At 56.8% G+C, this 16,875-nt stretch carries 14 protein-coding genes; all 14 read right to left on the reverse strand.

The features are described 5' to 3' along the window. Positions 1-50: 50 nt before the first annotated feature. Entirely contained in the window at positions 51-725 is a 675-nt protein-coding gene (locus QGH30_02345; GenBank protein ID MDP7021171.1) for an ABC transporter ATP-binding protein, read from the reverse strand. Further along, complete coding sequence (locus tag QGH30_02350; GenBank protein ID MDP7021172.1) at positions 718-2,061, reverse strand: TolC family protein; 1,344 nt, start codon at positions 2,059-2,061, stop codon at positions 718-720. The genes QGH30_02345 and QGH30_02350 overlap by 8 nt, the downstream gene beginning before the upstream one ends. Before the next feature lie 102 nt (positions 2,062-2,163). Beyond that, the gene (locus QGH30_02355; GenBank protein ID MDP7021173.1) at positions 2,164-2,787 is read right to left on the reverse strand and encodes an energy transducer TonB; all 624 of its coding nucleotides are present in this window, start codon (positions 2,785-2,787) and stop codon (positions 2,164-2,166) included. A 6-nt stretch (positions 2,788-2,793) separates the two neighbouring features. Beyond that, a complete protein-coding gene (locus QGH30_02360; protein ID MDP7021174.1) occupies positions 2,794-3,207 on the reverse strand; it encodes a biopolymer transporter ExbD in 414 nt (137 codons plus the stop codon). A 3-nt stretch (positions 3,208-3,210) separates the two neighbouring features. Next, positions 3,211-3,624 carry a biopolymer transporter ExbD gene (locus QGH30_02365; GenBank protein MDP7021175.1) on the reverse strand — a complete coding sequence of 138 codons (414 nt, stop codon included), beginning with the start codon at positions 3,622-3,624 and terminating at the stop codon, positions 3,211-3,213. A 21-nt stretch (positions 3,625-3,645) separates the two neighbouring features. Beyond that, positions 3,646-4,500: a MotA/TolQ/ExbB proton channel family protein gene (locus QGH30_02370; protein MDP7021176.1), complete on the reverse strand. Its 855-nt coding sequence runs from the start codon at positions 4,498-4,500 to the stop codon at positions 3,646-3,648. A 187-nt stretch (positions 4,501-4,687) separates the two neighbouring features. Beyond that, complete coding sequence (locus tag QGH30_02375; GenBank protein ID MDP7021177.1) at positions 4,688-6,151, reverse strand: GWxTD domain-containing protein; 1,464 nt, start codon at positions 6,149-6,151, stop codon at positions 4,688-4,690. Between the two features lie 26 nt (positions 6,152-6,177). Further along, positions 6,178-7,119: a PorV/PorQ family protein gene (locus QGH30_02380; GenBank protein ID MDP7021178.1), complete on the reverse strand. Its 942-nt coding sequence runs from the start codon at positions 7,117-7,119 to the stop codon at positions 6,178-6,180. Positions 7,120-7,150: 31 nt separating this feature from the next. Further along, positions 7,151-9,673: a hypothetical protein gene (locus tag QGH30_02385; protein MDP7021179.1), complete on the reverse strand. Its 2,523-nt coding sequence runs from the start codon at positions 9,671-9,673 to the stop codon at positions 7,151-7,153. Between the two features lie 8 nt (positions 9,674-9,681). Next, a complete protein-coding gene (locus QGH30_02390; GenBank protein ID MDP7021180.1) occupies positions 9,682-12,717 on the reverse strand; it encodes a TonB-dependent receptor in 3,036 nt (1,011 codons plus the stop codon). A gap of 204 nt (positions 12,718-12,921) precedes the next feature. Further along, positions 12,922-13,617 carry a lipoate--protein ligase family protein gene (locus QGH30_02395; protein ID MDP7021181.1) on the reverse strand — a complete coding sequence of 232 codons (696 nt, stop codon included), beginning with the start codon at positions 13,615-13,617 and terminating at the stop codon, positions 12,922-12,924. A 56-nt stretch (positions 13,618-13,673) separates the two neighbouring features. Further along, a complete protein-coding gene (gene gcvPB, locus QGH30_02400) occupies positions 13,674-15,140 on the reverse strand; it encodes an aminomethyl-transferring glycine dehydrogenase subunit GcvPB (GenBank protein MDP7021182.1) in 1,467 nt (488 codons plus the stop codon). Continuing rightward, on the reverse strand, positions 15,137-16,489 hold the full coding sequence (gene gcvPA, locus QGH30_02405; protein ID MDP7021183.1) for an aminomethyl-transferring glycine dehydrogenase subunit GcvPA: 1,353 nt from the start codon (positions 16,487-16,489) through the stop codon (positions 15,137-15,139). The genes gcvPB and gcvPA overlap by 4 nt, the downstream gene beginning before the upstream one ends. Continuing rightward, positions 16,489-16,872 (reverse strand): glycine cleavage system protein GcvH, encoded by a 384-nt coding sequence (gene gcvH, locus QGH30_02410; protein MDP7021184.1) that lies wholly within the window; start codon positions 16,870-16,872, stop codon positions 16,489-16,491. Before gcvH ends, gcvPA begins: the two co-directional genes overlap by 1 nt. Positions 16,873-16,875: the final 3 nt, after the last annotated feature.

The raw sequence follows: 16,875 nt of genomic DNA on the forward strand, positions 1-16,875 counted from the left end.
CTCCATCCGGTCGGCGAATCATAGGGGGAAAGGGGAAAGCTGCCAAGGAATCAACGACGAATGTCGCTCTCGATCTTTCCGTCCATCAGTCGAACCACGCGTTCCGCACGGTCGGACACGGAAGACTCGTGAGTCACCAGAATGACGGTGTGGCCCTGTTTATTGAGATCTTCAAGAACTGCCATGATCTCCTCCCCCGTTTTGCTGTCCAGATTCCCGGTCGGTTCATCGGCCAGAAGAATGGAAGGATTGTTGACCAGGGCTCTTGCAATTGCGACCCGCTGTCTCTGTCCACCGGAGAGTTCCGTGGGTTTGTGCCGGGCGCGATCACTCAAGCCCACGGATTCGATGGCCGTTGCCACACGACTGCGGCGCTCCGCAGCGGGAAGACCGCTGTAGATCATCGGGAGTTCCACATTGTGGAGGACATCGGCCCGGGGAAGCAGGTTGAAGGTCTGGAAGACAAATCCGATTTCCCGGTTCCGGATTCTCGCAAGTTCATCATCCTTGAGGCTGGAGACCGTTTGGCCGGCCAGTTCATAGGATCCTGAACTGGGAGTGTCCAGGCAACCGATGATGTTCATGAGCGTGGACTTCCCGGAGCCGGATGGCCCCATGATGGCCATGTACTCCCCTTTTTCGACGCTCAGATCCACCCCGTCAAGGGCGCGGACCTCGCTGTCGCCCACCTGATAGATCTTGAAGAGATCCCGAACATCAATCATGAATCGCTCCCGAGATGCCGGCACTTCTATTCAGCTCGGATAGCGCGATGAGATAGGCGGTCATCCCGTCGATTTCCTGACTTCTTGCTCGAGTGACCGAGACCTCTGCACTGCTGACCTCAAGAAGTGTCGCCGCCCCCACCCGGTAACGCTCCCGGGCAAGCCGCAGTTCTTCGCGCGCCAATTCCCGTGTAGCACGAGCCAGTTCCACCCGCTTGCGGGAGTTCTCCAGCGTAAGCAGGAGGCTCTCAAGAGCCTTTATCAGGTTCCTCTCCTGCAGGTCCCGGCTGTATTGCCGAACCCTCTCGCTCACTCGAGCGGAAGCAATGGCTCTGCGTGTGGCAAAACCACTGAAGAGGTTCCAGCGAAGGGAGAGGCTGTAAGAAGAGCCGTAATTCTCTTCGAATATACCGAGAGGCTCTGCCGGCCAGACCTCATCCCCCCAGGAATAGGAGTAGCTCCCGACCAGGGAGGGCCAGAGGCTGGAGCGAGCCTGCCGTAAAGAGGCAAGGGCCGCTTCCTGCTGAAAGCGCGCGGAGAGAAGCTCCGGATTGGATTTCAGGGCGGAAGCCAGGATCTCATCTCTGGGCAGAAGAGGGTAGGTATCAAAGTCCAGTTGCTCCACCCGAAGATCAGAATCCGGTACAATTTCCAAAAGTGTGGCCAGAGATATCCGGGAAAGGGCCAGAGAGTTTTCCGCTGTCAGAAGCCCCAAGCGGGATTCCGCAAGATCCACGCTCGCTGAAAGAGTGTCCGAACGGGCCACCGCACCCATGGTGTAGGCTCTTTTTACCTGATCAAAACTCTCCTGGCTCAGTTCGAGGCTCCGGGCAGCCAGCGTTTCCAGCATCTGGGCCTTGTGCAGTTCATAATAGGCCGTGGTCACTTCCCGATCCACGGCGTTTCTGGCTACCAGAAGGTCGTTCCGGGAAGCCTGAACCTGAAGTTTGGCCGCTTCCAGACCTGCGATGCCCCCGAAACCGGAAAAGAGCGTCAGGGAACCACTGAGACCGAAGGAGTAACTCTCCGTATTGGAGCCGGAGCTTGGTTCCGTCTCATAGCTCACCCCGCTAATCGGATCTGTCCACTCCCGAGCCGAAGACGGTCCCCTCGTGCTTGAGGAATAGGAGACAGAGCTGTTGAAGACGGGGAGAAAGGAACCCCAGGAGGCCAGCAGGTTCTCCCTGGATAGATCCAGAGACTGGGAGGAGGATTTCAGGGACGGTGAAGCCTCCCTCCCCCTTCGGACACACTCCTCAAGACTGAGGGTCCGGGACTGGGCCGCAGTGATCCCAATAAGCAGCAGGGCAAGAAAGAGAGAAACACGAGTTCTCATGGCACCATCCTCATTCAGCTCAAACCTCTCTGAGTACGGACAGGGAAGGGCGAGGTTTCGAGGCGGCAACACAAGAAAAGGGAGCCGATTGGCTCCCGAGTCCTAGCCCCGGATCCGGAAATCAAAGGGAATCATGATCGTCGTCTTGACCGGCACATTCCTCTGTTTTCCGGGCTTGAAACGACAACGGCGTGCCGCTCTCAGAGCTTCATTGACCAGGATCTTCGGAACTGTGGAACTAAGAACCTGGGCATCAAAGACATTCCCCCGCTCATCCACATAGACAAGAATCTGGACAATCCCCTCCATCTCTGCTTCCCTTGCAATCTCCGGATAGCGAACCGGGGCCCGGAAAGTCAGAATGGGAGGTTCATCGAAAGCGTAGAACTTCTGGGGACCGCCGCCGCCATCGATTACAGGCGGAGGCATATCCTCAAAGGAATCGAAGCTGGTGTCCTCGATGGTGTCTTCCTCGGAAGCCTCGTCCGAGATTTCAATCTCGACGCGAACCTTCGGCATCTCGATTTCCTGGGGTGGAGGAGGAATCTCGATCTCATCGGGGATATCGATGATCTCGAAGACCTCTTCCTTCAGCTTGTAGGGATTGGGAGCATAAGCCGGAGTGAAAAGGAAAAGAAGAAACACGATGAGTACAGAACCGCCAAATGCATAACGGAGCAACTTCTGGTATTGCCTCTTGACCAGTTGTTGAGCGGTAATGACCATCGTTCGCTACTTCCCTGACTCCATGTCGCTGGAGAAACTGACGCGAACCGCATTGATCGCCTTCAGTTCCTCCTGCACGGAGTTGATAATTTCATACTTCACGCGATTGTCGGCCTTGAAAGACACGATCAGGGCAGGATTCTCTTCCAACTTCTTTCCGATAATCGCCTGTATATCCTGCATGTAGATGAGCTTGTCATTGATGGAAATGCGTCCAGTGCGATCCACCCAGATGTTCGCCAACTGCTCGGTCCTCTGCTTCTTCGCTGCCTCGGCCCGCGGCAGGTTGACCTCCAGCCCTTCCTCATGTTTGAAGATGGTAGTCGTCATGAAGAAGATGAGAAGAAGAAAGGCAATATCCGCCATGGAGGACGTGGGGATGGTCGGAGACTTGCGGGGCTTCTTCTGTATGACAGCCATGACCTAGCTCTTCCCCATCTTGAGTGAGATTTTGCGGATTCTCGCGAGCTTCAGTTCATCAAGAACATCCACCATGACGCCATAGTCCGCATGGGGACTGGTTTCGATCACTACAATAAGCTTGGGGTTTTCGTCCTGAGCCTCCTGAACCAGTTTCCGGATGTCCTTCACCTTGACCGGCATTCCCTTGACCGTAATGGAATTGTCCGCGTGCGCCTTGACTTCCAGGATGTTCTTGCGACTCACCTTGGCCGCAGATTCGGTCTGGCCGCTGGGAAGAACCATGGGAAGGCCCCGCTCCAGGTTGAACACCGTGGAGACAATGAAGAAGATCAGCAAAAGGAAGGCGATATCCGATGTCGATGCCATCGAGATCTCGGGAATCCCCCGCTTCTTCTTCTTGCTTAAAAGGCCCATGCGATCTCCCCGCGGACGGAGCTAGATGCCCAACTCGACGAGTTCGTTCACCAGTTCCGCACTGGTCTCTTCCATCTCGACCACAAAGCGATCCACCTGTCCCACAAAGTAGGAGTGGAAAAGGCTGGTCGGAATCGCAATGACCAGTCCTGATGCCGTGGTGATCAGTGCTTCGGAGATACCGGAGGCCACCAGCTTCGCGCTTACCTGGTCGGCTGCGGCGATGGCCTCGAAGGCGCGAATCATACCGGAGACCGTTCCGAGGAAGCCGAGCATGGGAGCTACATTCACAACCGCCGCGATGGCAGTCAGGCCCTTTTCCAGAAAGGCCATCTCAATGGAGCCGGCCGTCTCTATGGCTTCTTTCACATCTGCGGAACCGCGGTGGGACTTCTGAAGACCCGCATGCAGGATGGAAGCAATCGGACCGGGTGTGCGTTCACAGACGCGGGATGCGGCTTCCACGCCCTCACTCCGCAGAGACTTCTGCACCTGAACCATCAGCTTGCGGGTGTTGACCCGGGCACGCGACAGGGTCCAGAAGCGCTCCAGAATAAAAACGAGAGCGACAAGAATGGAGATCAGAAGCGGCCACATAAAGGGGCCACCCTTGATAAAGAGGTCACCGACGCCACTGCGTCCGAGACGGGTCTTCCGGAACCACTCGTTGAATCCGCCCTTGGAATAGAAATCGGAATAGGCTGCTGCCATGCCGGTTGTGTCGGCATCAGCGATCGTTCCCGGAGCAATCCGGTAGAAGACGGTCTCTGCCGCCGCTTCACCCGCAGCTTCATCCTGCGCGAGAGCCGGAATGGCGAAAATCCCCGAGATCAGAAGAACCATGATCACCCGAACGAGTGCCTTGGTGAAGCTCATCGAACACTTCTCCTTAATTGAGTCCATGCGACGCTTTATGCGAACGGTTCCACCCTGTGTCTGATAGGCAGCCGTCTGACGCAACCGCAAGTAACGGTTGATTTTGAAGGAGACTCAAGACGCCTGAATATAGGGAGGAGCTTGGGCTCTGTCAACTCGAAAAGGCGCGGGAGTACGGGCACTTTCTTCAAAAACCCAGGTCTTCTGAACTGAAAGAAAGAAGGTAGTTTCCCGTGCCTTCCCGGTCGAGAAAAATCAGGGTGAGAGCGCTCTCCCTTCGCCCGATCGCCTGCCCCGGAAAGAGGGTCCTTCCGCCAATCCTGTAGGTCCATACCTCAAAGGCCTCGCTTTCACTGCCCAGGCTCCCGAGGCCTCCCATTCCGATCTTTCCCAGATCCCGATCCAGTTTCATGTCACCGGGACTGTCAAACTCCCCGGAACGGCTCCGTGGGCGGAAGTCCCCGGTATCGGGCATTCCGTGGAGTTTGCGCAGGGCCCGCTCCAGGGCCTCCCTGTTCTCCGGCATTGCCTCCACCTGAATCTCATCAGGGGGACCCAGACGAAGCCAGACTCTCCCGCGATCCGACAGGGCCCCGCCCTCTGAGCCGCCGAAGCGAGACTCCACCTCCCGGTACCGCCTGCGGAACTCCTTGCGCTGGCCCGGAGCATTCTCCCACAGTCTGCGCAGTTCCTCCGATTTCAGTGCCGAAGGCTGAAGGCTCCAGCGCAGAATATCGTCAGCATCCAGCAGAAGCTCTGCCTCGATCTTCTCTCGCCTCTCTCTTTCCTCCCCCGGAAGCCCGGGTTCCAGGACATGAAAAACCCTCTCCTCTTCTCCTCCCGCATCTCCTCCAGACAGAATCCGAAGACGGTAGCTTCCCGTTTCCAGAGAGTCCAGGGGGAGACGAAGCCTCAGCGGCAGAACTTCTCCCTTGTGTTGCCAGGCACCTTTTCTCTCCAGACGCAGCAAGCCAAGGCGATCCTCCACCAGCAAGCGCAGACTGAGCCAGCCTTTTCCGGCGGTAGGCGGGGGCTGAAACTCCGAATACAGTTCCAGAGACCCCTCCCCGGCCGCATAACTTGCCCAGGGATTCGCAGAAGAGTCTTCCGTCATCAAAAGAGGATCCGAGAGTCCCCCGGAGGAAAAGTCCCGAACCCGGATTCGCGCACTCAGTTCTCCTCTGGGGTGCCGGGCAAACCAGCCTCCCGGGAGTCCCCCAAGCCGAGCGCCCTTTTCCTCCACTGTGAACTCAAGTCGGTAGTCCCCCGGAGGAAGGATCCACTCCTCGGTGACCAGAAGCTGTTCCTCCCGACGGGAATCGGAAAGAGAACGGACCATGACTTGATTGTGAGTGCTATTGCGATGCAATTCCCCGCCTTCATGAAACTCGAAAGAGAATTGAAGTTCTGTGCGAAGGCTGTCGCTTTCCTGCCAGTGCAGGCGGCGAGCTGGAATAGAGGCCAGAAGAAGAAGACGGCTACTGTCCGGGGAATGAGGAAAGGAATAGGTCCATAGGCGGAAGGGAAGATCCCCGCCGGCAATCGCAGACAGGCTCTCTGCATGCAGAGCTGAAAACAGCCCCGGAAGAAGAACCAGGGCTGTCAAAAGAGTCCATTTTCGAAGGTGCATCCTGCGCCCCATCTTCATCATGCCGTGTTGCGGGGCGTACTCGCCATCTAGTAGGAGAAGCTCACGCTAAAGCGGTGTGCGACACCCAGCCAGGAGAGATCCTCGAATGCATAGTCAATGTGCATCTTGGACTTCTCGCTCGTGTTTACTTCAAGGCCGAAGCCGAAGGTCGCACCGTTTGCATCGTAACCGGCATTGTACCCGCCCCTCAGGTAGAGGAAACGGTTGAAGGAATACTCCAGACCCAGGTTGGCGCGCTCCTTGTTGTCTGAAGGGTGGCTGAACTCAACGGTGCCAAGAAGGAAGTGGGCATCCATTTCCAGAAGGTCTGCGGAAAGCCCCACCTTGAAAAGCATGGGCATCTTCGCCGGACGGGAGTCGAAGTCAATTTCTCCGCCCATGTTCTGCACAACCATCCCCAGGCGCATTCCCCGAATTCCGATGCGGTAGATCAGACCGAAGTCCACAGCCACTGTATTCACGCTGCGCTCTGCAAGGCCCATGTGAATCATGTTCACGGTCACTCCCGTGGAGAAACGATCCGTGAAGAACTGTGCATAGGAAAAACCGAAGCTCATGTCCCCTGAGTCAAACTCCCGCCCCGTGCCTCCGGGCAGGTAGATGGTTCTTTCAATCTGGGGATCCATGGTCAGTCCGCGAGCCGTCAGGGCCATAGTGCCCGGCACCCAGTCCGTCTGGAAAGCGTAGGACACGTAGTCCAACTTGATGTCCGCAGGCCATTCGAGGTGATCCACGTGAAGAGATGTATTCGGGATCTCCACCAGACCCGCCGGGTTCCAGTAGGCCGCACTGGCATCGTCGGCAACGGCGGTAAAGCTGTTCCCCATTGCGGAACCCCGGGCACTGGGACCGATCTTCAGAAACTGGGCACCGAAGGTTCCCACCTTCTCGAAGATGTCTCCACTGGCCTGCGCCGTGGGTGCCAGACCAAGCAGAACCATGAGGGTCATGAGCACGAAGCGTTTCACCGTAACCTCCTGCAGAAGAGAAGACTCTTCTTCATCGGATGATCGTAAACTTGTCCACAAAGGGCTCGAAATTGCCGTCTTCTGTGTGAACCGAGTAGAGATAAATCCCGCTGCACACATCCTGTCCATTTCTGCTGACCAAATCCCAAATGGCTGTTCCAGTGGAAGCAAAGTCCCCGGAACTGTTCGCAGAGCTTGCATCATGATGGATCGTCTGCACCAGATCTCCCGAAAGGGTGTAGATACGAATCTTGCAAATCGCTGCGGGAAGATGGCGGAACTCGACCTTCAGACCGGTCGGGTCCTCATTGTTGGAACCCAGTGCCCAAGGCTCAAGAGTTTCCGTAGTCGCTGGGTTCGGCACCACATAAATCCGGTTCTTGTCGTAGTTCCAAGCCGCCTGGCTCTCACTCTGGGGAACTGCATAGGTGAACCCCGCCGAGGGATCTCCGGAAAGACCCTTGTCGAAACGCAGGATGTCTCCCTGATCATCATAAACCGGGACATGATCCATGGCCGTCACACTGTAGAAGTAGTGCATTCCCGTGTGCACCCTGCTGTCCTCGTAACGGTAGTAGTTGCTCCCGCCCGGGATCCCCAGATTGGTCTTGGCCAGGCCAATGGCCGTGTCCGCATCTGCCAGTGAGAAACCCTGAGGGGGAAGGAAGTCCAGAGCAGAGCCGATATTGGTTCCTGAAAGGAGAGCCTCTTCGTAATAGGTAACGAGTCCGGGATCAATGTTCGGCTGGTAGCGTAGAATTTCAAGACCCGTGTCCGGCTGGAGACCATTGACATGATCGTACTCCGCCAGCAACATCCAGAGATCGCTGGAAGGTCCATTCTCAATCGAAGAGCCGTAGGGGCGTTTCCAGTTGTCCGCCCGCCAGATCCGGTAACCCTCGAAGTCATAAATCAGTTCACTGACATCGGGAATCGACTCACTGAAGTTGTCCCAGAAAACAACGTTCTTGCCCTCGGTCATCCAGACCCGGATGTTCGGGGGAGGCGGAGGAGATCCGTAAAGCCAGTTGATCTGGGTTTCCTTGCCGTCAAGGCCCGTACACCAGTAGATGGGATTGGCACAACGCTCATTGGCTTCGATCTCAAAGAGACAGTCGTTGTTCACCCAGGTCGGAGTGTTTCCAGGAATCGTGGTAATGGTGCTGTCACAGGGGTTGAACCAGTCCACCGGATCGCGGGAAAAGATGAGGGACTCATTGCAATCCTCGCCCGTGTCCAGGTTCTCATCCAGGTTGAACCAGTTTCCATCGAAGGTCATTTTCGCCTGGGCTGCATTTTCCAGAAGACCCTCACGACCGCGACCCACCACAAAGGCAACCTGGAAAACCAGACTGTCTCCGGGGGCAAAGCCCTCTTCTCCACCAAAAGGACCCGCTGAAAGCAGCATCCGGTAATCCCGGGGAACCTCGGAAGGCTTGTCACTGCCCATGGAACTCATCAACTGGTAGCGCTCGTTGTCATTCGAGGGATCGCCGCCGTCGGAGAAGGCAGCCTGTCCGCTAAAGGCCTGCCAGGTTCGCAGTTGCACCCGCTCGGGAGCAATCTCGCCCTTGGGGTCAGTAGAGTGGCCGAGGAACATGATTCCCACCTGTCCTTCGGTATCTCCATTGTCACCGTCATCATCCATGGCAATCCCCATGGGGAACTCCACCGGAATATTGAAGGATCCCTTGCGAACACAGGACTGGCCGGTCTCAATGTCGAGAAGATCATCTTCGTAGTTATTGGGCAGACTGCGGGGCCCGACATCGGGATCCGCAAAGAAAGCCAGATAAAAATCCTCGAGCGTCTGTTCCCCTTCATTGAAGATGGAAAACTCCACCCCCACGAAGTCGTCCACACGATCATTTTCCCACTGGTAACTCTCCTGAACGACACGCAGGAAGAGGGGATGGTGATCGGGAGAATTGTTAAAACTCTCAGGCAGATCATCCCGGTATTCACAACGAAACATCTGGTTGGAGATGGCCGCATAGTCTTCATCAATCAGGCCATCGCCATCGTTGTCAAAGCCGTCGATAGGATCCTCATCGGCAGGGCCGTCACCATCATCATCCACTGCAGGAGAAGGGCTTCGATTGCCCCCCCGGGAACCTTCGAAGCTCCGGTACACCGTGTAGATCGGATCTGTCTCCGGACGGAACTCCCACTGCCCGGCCTGGGTCGTGGAAACGTAGGCGTTCCCCCCTTTCAGCGCGCCACACCAGATCCCGGCAGACCAGAGATACTCCACACCACTGCCGGCAGGCCACTGTGCAGAGGGCGCCTCGCTCATCTGGATTCCCCAACTGGGATAGGAACCGAAGACCCCGAAATTCGTGATGTTCATCTGGAGTTCGCCCACATTATGAACGAAACTCCCGTCCCATGTCATCGTGTTCAGGGCGGAGGGTATGTTGCCCCCCATGTCGCTGATCTCCTGATGTGCCAGGAGTCCCTGACTGAAAAGAGGGAGAAGGGCCAAAGCAAACATCAGGACACGCCGGAAGCTGCCCCCTTGCTCTCTCTGATTCAATGCTCTGCCAAAACTCATCGGCTCTCCTAAAACTCGAGTCCGAATCCGATACGGAATGTGCGATGCGAATAGTAAACCCGTGGGTCGTGAACGGGGTAGTATTCATCATCCCCGTCCCCATCCATGTCTGCGAGGTAGGCTCCCCCGAAGTTCCCCGTCTCTGTCAGGTACTGGGTATAGGCCGGAGAACAGTAGCGGGGTCCCGGCCAGATTCCCGGAGAGATCGAACCCACCATGTCCTGATCCAGAAGGTTCCTTCCGTCAAAGAAGACACTCAGATCCTGCCCCCAGATGTTGAAGAACTTCTGTGCGGTCAGCGTCACGCTGTGGGTTGCGGGAAGGCGGCGAGAGTTCTCCAGCTCCGGATCCTGCCTGCGAACAAAGCGGAATGCAGGAGTCCAGGGGAATCCAGAACCAAAGCTGTAGGTAAGGGATCCTCCCCAGTTTCCCGGATCCTGAATCTGCAGGGAAACATCCAGGCTGTGGCGCTGGTCCCAGTTCAGGGGAAGTTCCCGGGTCGGCAGATGGGTCAGCCCGGCCGCGGAGGTGCCAAAGAGAGCGTCACTGGCCACACCGTCTGCATAGCTGAAGGTGTAGGCGATCTGACCACCGTAGTTGTCAGCAAAGCGGCGACTCAGGGTCAACTCCATACCCCGCGCAGAGGCATAGGCCTTGTTGATGTAGCGGTAGCTGATGTCTCCGGTAACCGTATCCTGAATGGAGGAAGTCGTGATCAGCGAGTAGATGTCCTTATAGAAGAGAGCAAAATCGCCGGTCACATTCGCCGTGAACTGGTGAGAGATACCCGCCTGGTAGGAAACCGTGATCTCCGGCTTCAGGTCCGGGTTTCCAAGAACATCCGTTCCTGCGTTCGGATCCTGGGTCTGGAAGAGATAGTTGTTCGCCGGAGCCTGGATAAAACGCCCGTAGTGGAAGTGAAACTTGTCCCGGTCGGTGATCGGGAAGGCCAGTCCGAGACGGGGACTGAGAGCATGCTTGTAACGCTCGATGTTCGGATCCACCCCGGCAGCCCGAAGGAGAATCTCCACGCCGTTTCCGGGGCTGAAGAGATCGTAACGGACACCAAAGTTGGCGACCAAGCCCTGAAATTCCCAGCGATCCTGGGCATAGAAGGAAGCCAGAGGCGCATAGTTGTGAAAGACGTTTGCGCTCAGGCCCTGGGCACGCCCCAGAACTCTCCCCGTGAAACTGTCCGTCAGGGTGCGGGTGACACCGGGGAAGGATACGGACTCACTGTCCATGTCATTATATTGAGCAAGCAGACCAGTCTTGAACTTGTGTCCCCTCCAGCGATTGCTCGTCAGATCGAACTTCAGAATGTAGCTCTTCACATGGCGGTCAAAGTAGGAAGGGTAGTCATAGGCCGTCGCAAGGAAGGGATTGTCGGGGTCCGTGTACCAGGAGAGTCCGGTCACGCGCTGATCCGTGGACCCGTTGTGAAGAACGGCAGGCTGTCCTCCCGAGAGATATTCACCGGGGAGCTTGTCTCCGACACCGGAATGCCTTTTGAAGTCCAGACGGGTCAGGGCCAGCTTGTAGAAAACATCATCGCTGAGATTGTGAATGGCGATGAACTTCTCGCTGTTTGTGAAGTTGTCACTCGAGGTCGTGTGTTCTGCTGAGTTGTAATACACTTGAGAGCTGTCATCCTGCACATAGCTCCACTGACTGAGGCCATCATAGAAGCCGTCAAAAAGCTCTTCCGTTAGAACCAGGAACTCCGCCCCCGACCAGGCACTCTTGACACGCATGGCATCACAGATTTCGAGCACCTTCTCATCGATGCCGGCCGGCTTGTAGGCAACCAGTATTTTCTCAAAAGCATTGGGAAGTCCCTGCTTCTGAAGCTCCTTGTTGCGAAGATAGAAGTCATCATACCAGGGACCATGGTAGGCGGCGGTGCTTCCCCGGATCACATGGAAGTAGACGGTCTCTTCGTCAATCACTTCACCACTGGGTTCAAGACGCTCGAAAATATGGATCCGGTTCACATACCCTTCCTGGTTCCAGTTGTGAACATAGGGATCACTTCCAGACCAGTTCAGGTTGGTTTCGAAGTTGAACTTCAGTTTCGGGCTGACCTTCCAGGTCAACTTGTTCTGCACATTGAAGGAACTTGTCGCGCGTTCCCCGAACTTGATAAACCCATCAAAGAACTTCCATTCCTTGCGGCGATCCAGAGTCAGGTTCTCTCCGTCACTCCAGCTTCCCTCGCCGGAGATGTACCAGCGAAAATCGGGGTTCCAGAAGGGCCCGCCCATGCCGAAGGAGACTCGGTCGTAGTTCGTATAGGTCTTGTCCTGTCTCCCGTAGTCATCGGTATAGAAACGGAAGGTGCCTTCGAACTGGCTGCCACCTTCCCGGGTTGTGATGTTGAAGACAGCCGACTGCGCGTTTCCGAATTCGGCATCCATCCCGCCGATCACTGCTTCGGCTTCAGCGATAGCCACATTGGAAACTTCCACTTTACCGCCCAGAGGGTCATTGACCGGAACTCCGTCAATCATGAAGGTCACCTCACCGGAGCGACCCCCGCGAACGTGAAGAGATCCACCCTGCATCGTAATGCCGGCCTGCAGGGCCATGGCCTCTTCCACATTGTCCACCGCAAAGTTTTTCAGGTCGTCGGCACCGACTCTCTTGCCCACGGAAGAGCTTTTGACATCCACTGCGGGAGCTTCGCCCTCCACGACAATCGTATCCACGGTCAGAGCCACGGAAGGAGCCATGTTGAAGTTCAAGGTCACAGTCTGCTCGGCCATGACGATGACATTCTCCTGGTCGAACTGCTCGTAGCCCATGTAGATGCATCGAATGGTGTAGGAGCCTTCAGGGATGAGGATCGTGAAACTGCCATCCTCCAGCGTCATGGAACCGAACTCGGTGTTGACGACCATCACATTGGCGAAGGGAAGGGGGACTCCGGTTTCCGCATTGATAACCCTTCCCTCAATCTTGCCGATCTGGGCTTCTGCAAAAGAAGGAAGAATGAGGAAGATGGCCAGGGCAGTAACCAGACATGAAAAACCCCGAGCACGCATGAAAGCCCCTTTTCTGCAATCCAATCCCCGGGAAGAAAACCGAACACCGGCTCCTCCACAAACAAAACACCCCGAGAGGGATCTTCAGAAGGCCCGAAACCGATCCAGACGGGGTGGGGTTGGGGACGCTAAGCACTGGCAATTTAGTGCCTTGAGTCCCTCAGCGTCAACCCCATTTCACGGGAAAGAAAAAGCGGACAAAGCTCAGCGGAAGTCCTGAATCTCCGGAGCCTTGATTTGAAATTCCTCGCAAAAAGCATCCATCAGGCTCTCCGCCAGACGCTGCCGGGAGGGAACCCTGTCCAGATGCAGTGAGAGACAGGCGGAACGGGAGTTCAACTGCCGTCGGGTTTCCTTGCGAGAGGCCGGATCGCCGGGCATAAGATCGGCCAGATCCAGGTGAGCAGGGCCTATCGGAAGTGAACCGTGCTGAAGAAAGGCACGCTTTCCACGAAACTGCGCGCTCCCTGCCATTTTCTTTCCCTCCAGTTCCAGCTCGGAGAGTCCGGGGGCCAGAAAACAGGGATCCGGGAGCTGGGGATCGAGTTCGCGAGCAGGCGCAGGATTGCTGAGACGGGGAGATAGACCAAGTTTCCGGTAGAAGCGGAGCAGAGCCTGGGAAATCCTGTGGTGACTTTCCGCAATGCTTCCCTCAAAAATGTCCTCAAGAGGGGCCGCAAGACAGTAGGTCAATTCCTCCGCATGAAACACGGCCCGGCCCCCACTTGGACGGCGGACCCAGCCATAGCCCCGACGGGACAACTCCTCAAAATCCAGACTCTTTTCAGGATTCTGGTGACGACCGAGAGAGACCGTCCAGGGGCTCCAGCCATAGATTCTCAGCAGGGAATGATCAGAGCCGCTCTCCAGTGCTTCCCAGGCCTCCCGGTCACGGCGCATGTTCTCTTCGCCGTCGCAATCCGGGTCGAGCCGGAGGATCCAGAAGTTTCGGGAACTCAGGGGGAAACCTCGCCGGCCTCGGGATCCCGGCTACCACAGGCCTGGGAAACCAGACAAAGATGCCGGGCAGCCCTTGTCTCATCCAGCCTTCCCACGGGAGTTTCATGCGGTGCTTCCCGAAGAAGCTCGGGGTTTTCCCTTGCCTCTTCTGCAATCTGCCGGATCACCCGCACAAACTCGTCCAGAGTCTCGAGAGTCTCGGTTTCTGTTGGCTCGATCATCAGGGCTTCGGGAACAATCAGGGGGAAGTAAATGGTCGGAGCATGCATGCCGAAATCCAGCAGACGCTTGGCAAGATCGAGAGTACGCAGATCATGTTTCCGGAGGAAACTCCCGCTCGCCACAAACTCATGCATGCAGAGACCCTCGCGGGGCATATCCAGGATGCCCCGAAGTTTCATCTGAAGGTAGTTCGCATTCAGAACGGCCGCTGCGCTGATGTCCTTCATGCCATCGCCTCCCACTCGGAGGATATAGGCAAGGGCGCGAAGGCAGATCCCTGCATTCCCGTACCAGGAATGCAGGTCACCGATGCTTTTCTCCGGGATGAAGAACTCCAGACGGCCTTCAGACTCCCTGACTCTGCGACCCGGAAGATAGTCCATCAGCTTCTCGCAGACCGCTACCGGACCTGCTCCCGGACCTCCGCCGCCATGAGGGGTGGCGAAGGTTTTGTGAAGGTTCAGGTGAAGGATGTCAAAACCGATGTCCGCCGGTCGAACTCTTCCGAGCAGGGCATTCATATTGGCCCCGTCCATATAGAGGAGAGCTCCGGCCTCATGGACGCGATCTGCAATTTCCCGGATGTCCTTTTCAAAAAGACCAAGAGTGTTCGGGTTGGTAAGCATCACCGCAGCGGTATCATCTCCCAGCTCACGGTCGAGTGCTTCCAGATCCACCAATCCCTCTTCCGTGGAAGGAATCACGATCGTATTCATCCCCGCCATCCGGACTGTGGCCGGGTTCGTGCCATGGGCACTGTCCGGGATCAGAACCTTGTCACGCTTTTCTCCCCGGTCTTCGTGCCAGGCGCGTGCCATGAGCATCCCCGCAAACTCACCCTGAGCGCCGGCCGACGGCTGAAGACTGAGAGCGGCGAAACCCGTAATCTCCAAAAGTGCCTCTTCCAGATCCTTCATCATCTGAAGGCTTCCCTGCAAGGACTCCTCTTCCTGTGCGGGATGGCAACCGGCAAAACCGGGATCGGCTGCCAATTGCTCGGAGAGAACCGGATTGTATTTCATGGTGCAGGAACCGAGAGGATAGAAACCCCGGGCAATGGAGTGATTCTTCACGGAGAGATCCACAAAGTGACGAAGGATCCCCAGTTCATCCAACTCGGGAAGGCCTGCATCCTTCTTGCGCAAAATGTGCTCCGGCAAATCATGAGCTGCAAAGCCCTCAGAAGAGGGAAGACGAAAGGCGCGCCGTCCGGTGCTGCTTTTCATAAAGAGATCGCTCATGAGGCAAGACTCCCGAGCAATTCTTCCAGCCTGTCGAGGTCTTCCGGACGATGTTTCTCAGAGACCGTAACAAGCATCGTATGATCGCCCATCATGGGAAAGTCCCGGTCGAGAGGAATCCCCGCATAGACACCTTCCTTGCGCAAGTCCGAAAGGATCTCCCGGGCCGGGCGGGGTGTGCGCAGGACAAACTCCTGATAGAAGGGAGCGGAAAAGGCAAGCGAATAGCCCGGCAACTGTTGCAGGCGCTCCGCCAATGCCTTCGCCCGGCTGGCGAGCCCCCGGGCAAGTTCTTTCATGCCGGATTCTCCGAGACAGGCCAGATAAACGGTGGCAGCCAGCATCATCAGCCCCTGATTCGTGCAGATATTGCTGGTCGCCTTTTCCCGACGGATATGCTGTTCGCGAGTTTGAAGGGTCAGGACATAGCCGTCCCTTCCTTTCGCATCCACGGTCTTGCCCACCAGACGACCGGGCAGTCTGCGCAGGTACTTCTTCGAGGCCGCCATGATCCCCAGAAGAGGGCCGCCGAGATTCATCGGGAGGCCAAGAGACTGGGCTTCCCCGGTCACCAGGTCTGCATCAAAGCTGCCCGGGGGTTCCAGAAGAGCCAGACTTCCCGGCTCGCAGTGTACGATCAAAAGAGCGCCCGCCTCGCGGGCAAGAGGAGCCAGCGACTTCAGGTCCTCAATGATGCCGAAGTAGTTGGGACTCTGGACAACAAGAGCCGCCGTTTCACTGTCGAGTTGTTCCTTTACGAGGGCTGGATCCAGCCGGCCCTCCTTCGTCCAGGGCAGGGACTCCAGATGGTAATCCTGCCCCCGGGTGTAGGTCTCCACGACCCGACGCACCGAGGGTTGCAAGCTCCCCGGCAGCAGGACCCTCGACCGGCCAGTGGCCGCGCCAGCCAGAAGAACGGCCTCCGCAAGAGCACTTCCCCCATCGTACATGGAGGCGTTGGCCGCTTCCATACCGGTCAGGCGGGCAATCATGGTTTGAAACTCGAAGATGGCCTGCAGTGTGCCCTGGGAAACCTCGGGCTGATAGGGAGTGTAGGCCGTATAGAACTCTGGGCGGGAGAGAATCTGGGAACTCATGGCCGGAATGACCCGATCATAGATCCCGCCGCCGAGGAAGGAAAGGGTGCAGGAAGCGGGATGGTTTGCTGAGGAAAGATCCTCCATGCGGATACGAAGCGAGTGTTCATCAAGTCCCGCTGGAAGAGAAAGATCATCGCGGAAATGACAGTCAGCGGGAACCGAGGAAAAGAGTTCCTCCAGATCCGCAAGACCCAGTTCCGACAGCATCTGCCGCAGGTCATCCTCGCTGTGAGGGACGAATCCCCGCATCACTCTCCGATCAGGCCCCGATAGGCCGCTGCGTCGAGCATGTCCTCGCACTGTGCAGGATCCTTCAGGCGGACACGAACCATCCAACCCTCTCCATAGGCATCCTGGTTGACCGTTTCCGGCGAAGATTCCAGGGAATCGTTCACCTCCAGCACCTCTGCTTCAAATGGACAGTTCAGTTCCTCCACGGTCTTCACGGCCTCCACGGTCCCGAAGGCATCCCCGGGAGAGAGCGTGGATCCTGCAGCCGGAAGTTCCACATAGATAATGTCGCCCAGTTCGCCCTGCGCATAGTCGGTTACTCCGAGGGTTGCAACATCGCCCTCCAGACGCACCCACTCATGTTCCTTCGTATAACGAAGATCTTCGGGAATCTGACTCACATC

The organism is Candidatus Krumholzibacteriia bacterium (assembly GCA_030748535.1).
In the GTDB taxonomy this organism is placed as follows: domain Bacteria; phylum Krumholzibacteriota; class Krumholzibacteriia; order JACNKJ01; family JACNKJ01; genus JASMLU01.

Coding starts and splice junctions, on each gene's coding strand:
- QGH30_02390 (MDP7021180.1), bottom strand. CDS start 12,717: ATGCGTGCTCGGGGTTTTTCATGTCTGGTTACTGCCCTGGCCATCTTC.
- gcvPB (MDP7021182.1), bottom strand. CDS start 15,140: ATGAGCGATCTCTTTATGAAAAGCAGCACCGGACGGCGCGCCTTTCGT.
- QGH30_02360 (MDP7021174.1), bottom strand. CDS start 3,207: ATGGCTGTCATACAGAAGAAGCCCCGCAAGTCTCCGACCATCCCCACG.
- QGH30_02355 (MDP7021173.1), bottom strand. CDS start 2,787: ATGGTCATTACCGCTCAACAACTGGTCAAGAGGCAATACCAGAAGTTG.
- QGH30_02395 (MDP7021181.1), bottom strand. CDS start 13,617: ATGCGCCGTGACCGGGAGGCCTGGGAAGCACTGGAGAGCGGCTCTGAT.
- QGH30_02370 (MDP7021176.1), bottom strand. CDS start 4,500: ATGAGCTTCACCAAGGCACTCGTTCGGGTGATCATGGTTCTTCTGATC.
- QGH30_02375 (MDP7021177.1), bottom strand. CDS start 6,151: ATGATGAAGATGGGGCGCAGGATGCACCTTCGAAAATGGACTCTTTTG.
- QGH30_02345 (MDP7021171.1), bottom strand. CDS start 725: ATGATTGATGTTCGGGATCTCTTCAAGATCTATCAGGTGGGCGACAGC.
- QGH30_02365 (MDP7021175.1), bottom strand. CDS start 3,624: ATGGGCCTTTTAAGCAAGAAGAAGAAGCGGGGGATTCCCGAGATCTCG.
- QGH30_02350 (MDP7021172.1), bottom strand. CDS start 2,061: ATGAGAACTCGTGTTTCTCTCTTTCTTGCCCTGCTGCTTATTGGGATC.
- QGH30_02385 (MDP7021179.1), bottom strand. CDS start 9,673: ATGAGTTTTGGCAGAGCATTGAATCAGAGAGAGCAAGGGGGCAGCTTC.
- gcvPA (MDP7021183.1), bottom strand. CDS start 16,489: ATGCGGGGATTCGTCCCTCACAGCGAGGATGACCTGCGGCAGATGCTG.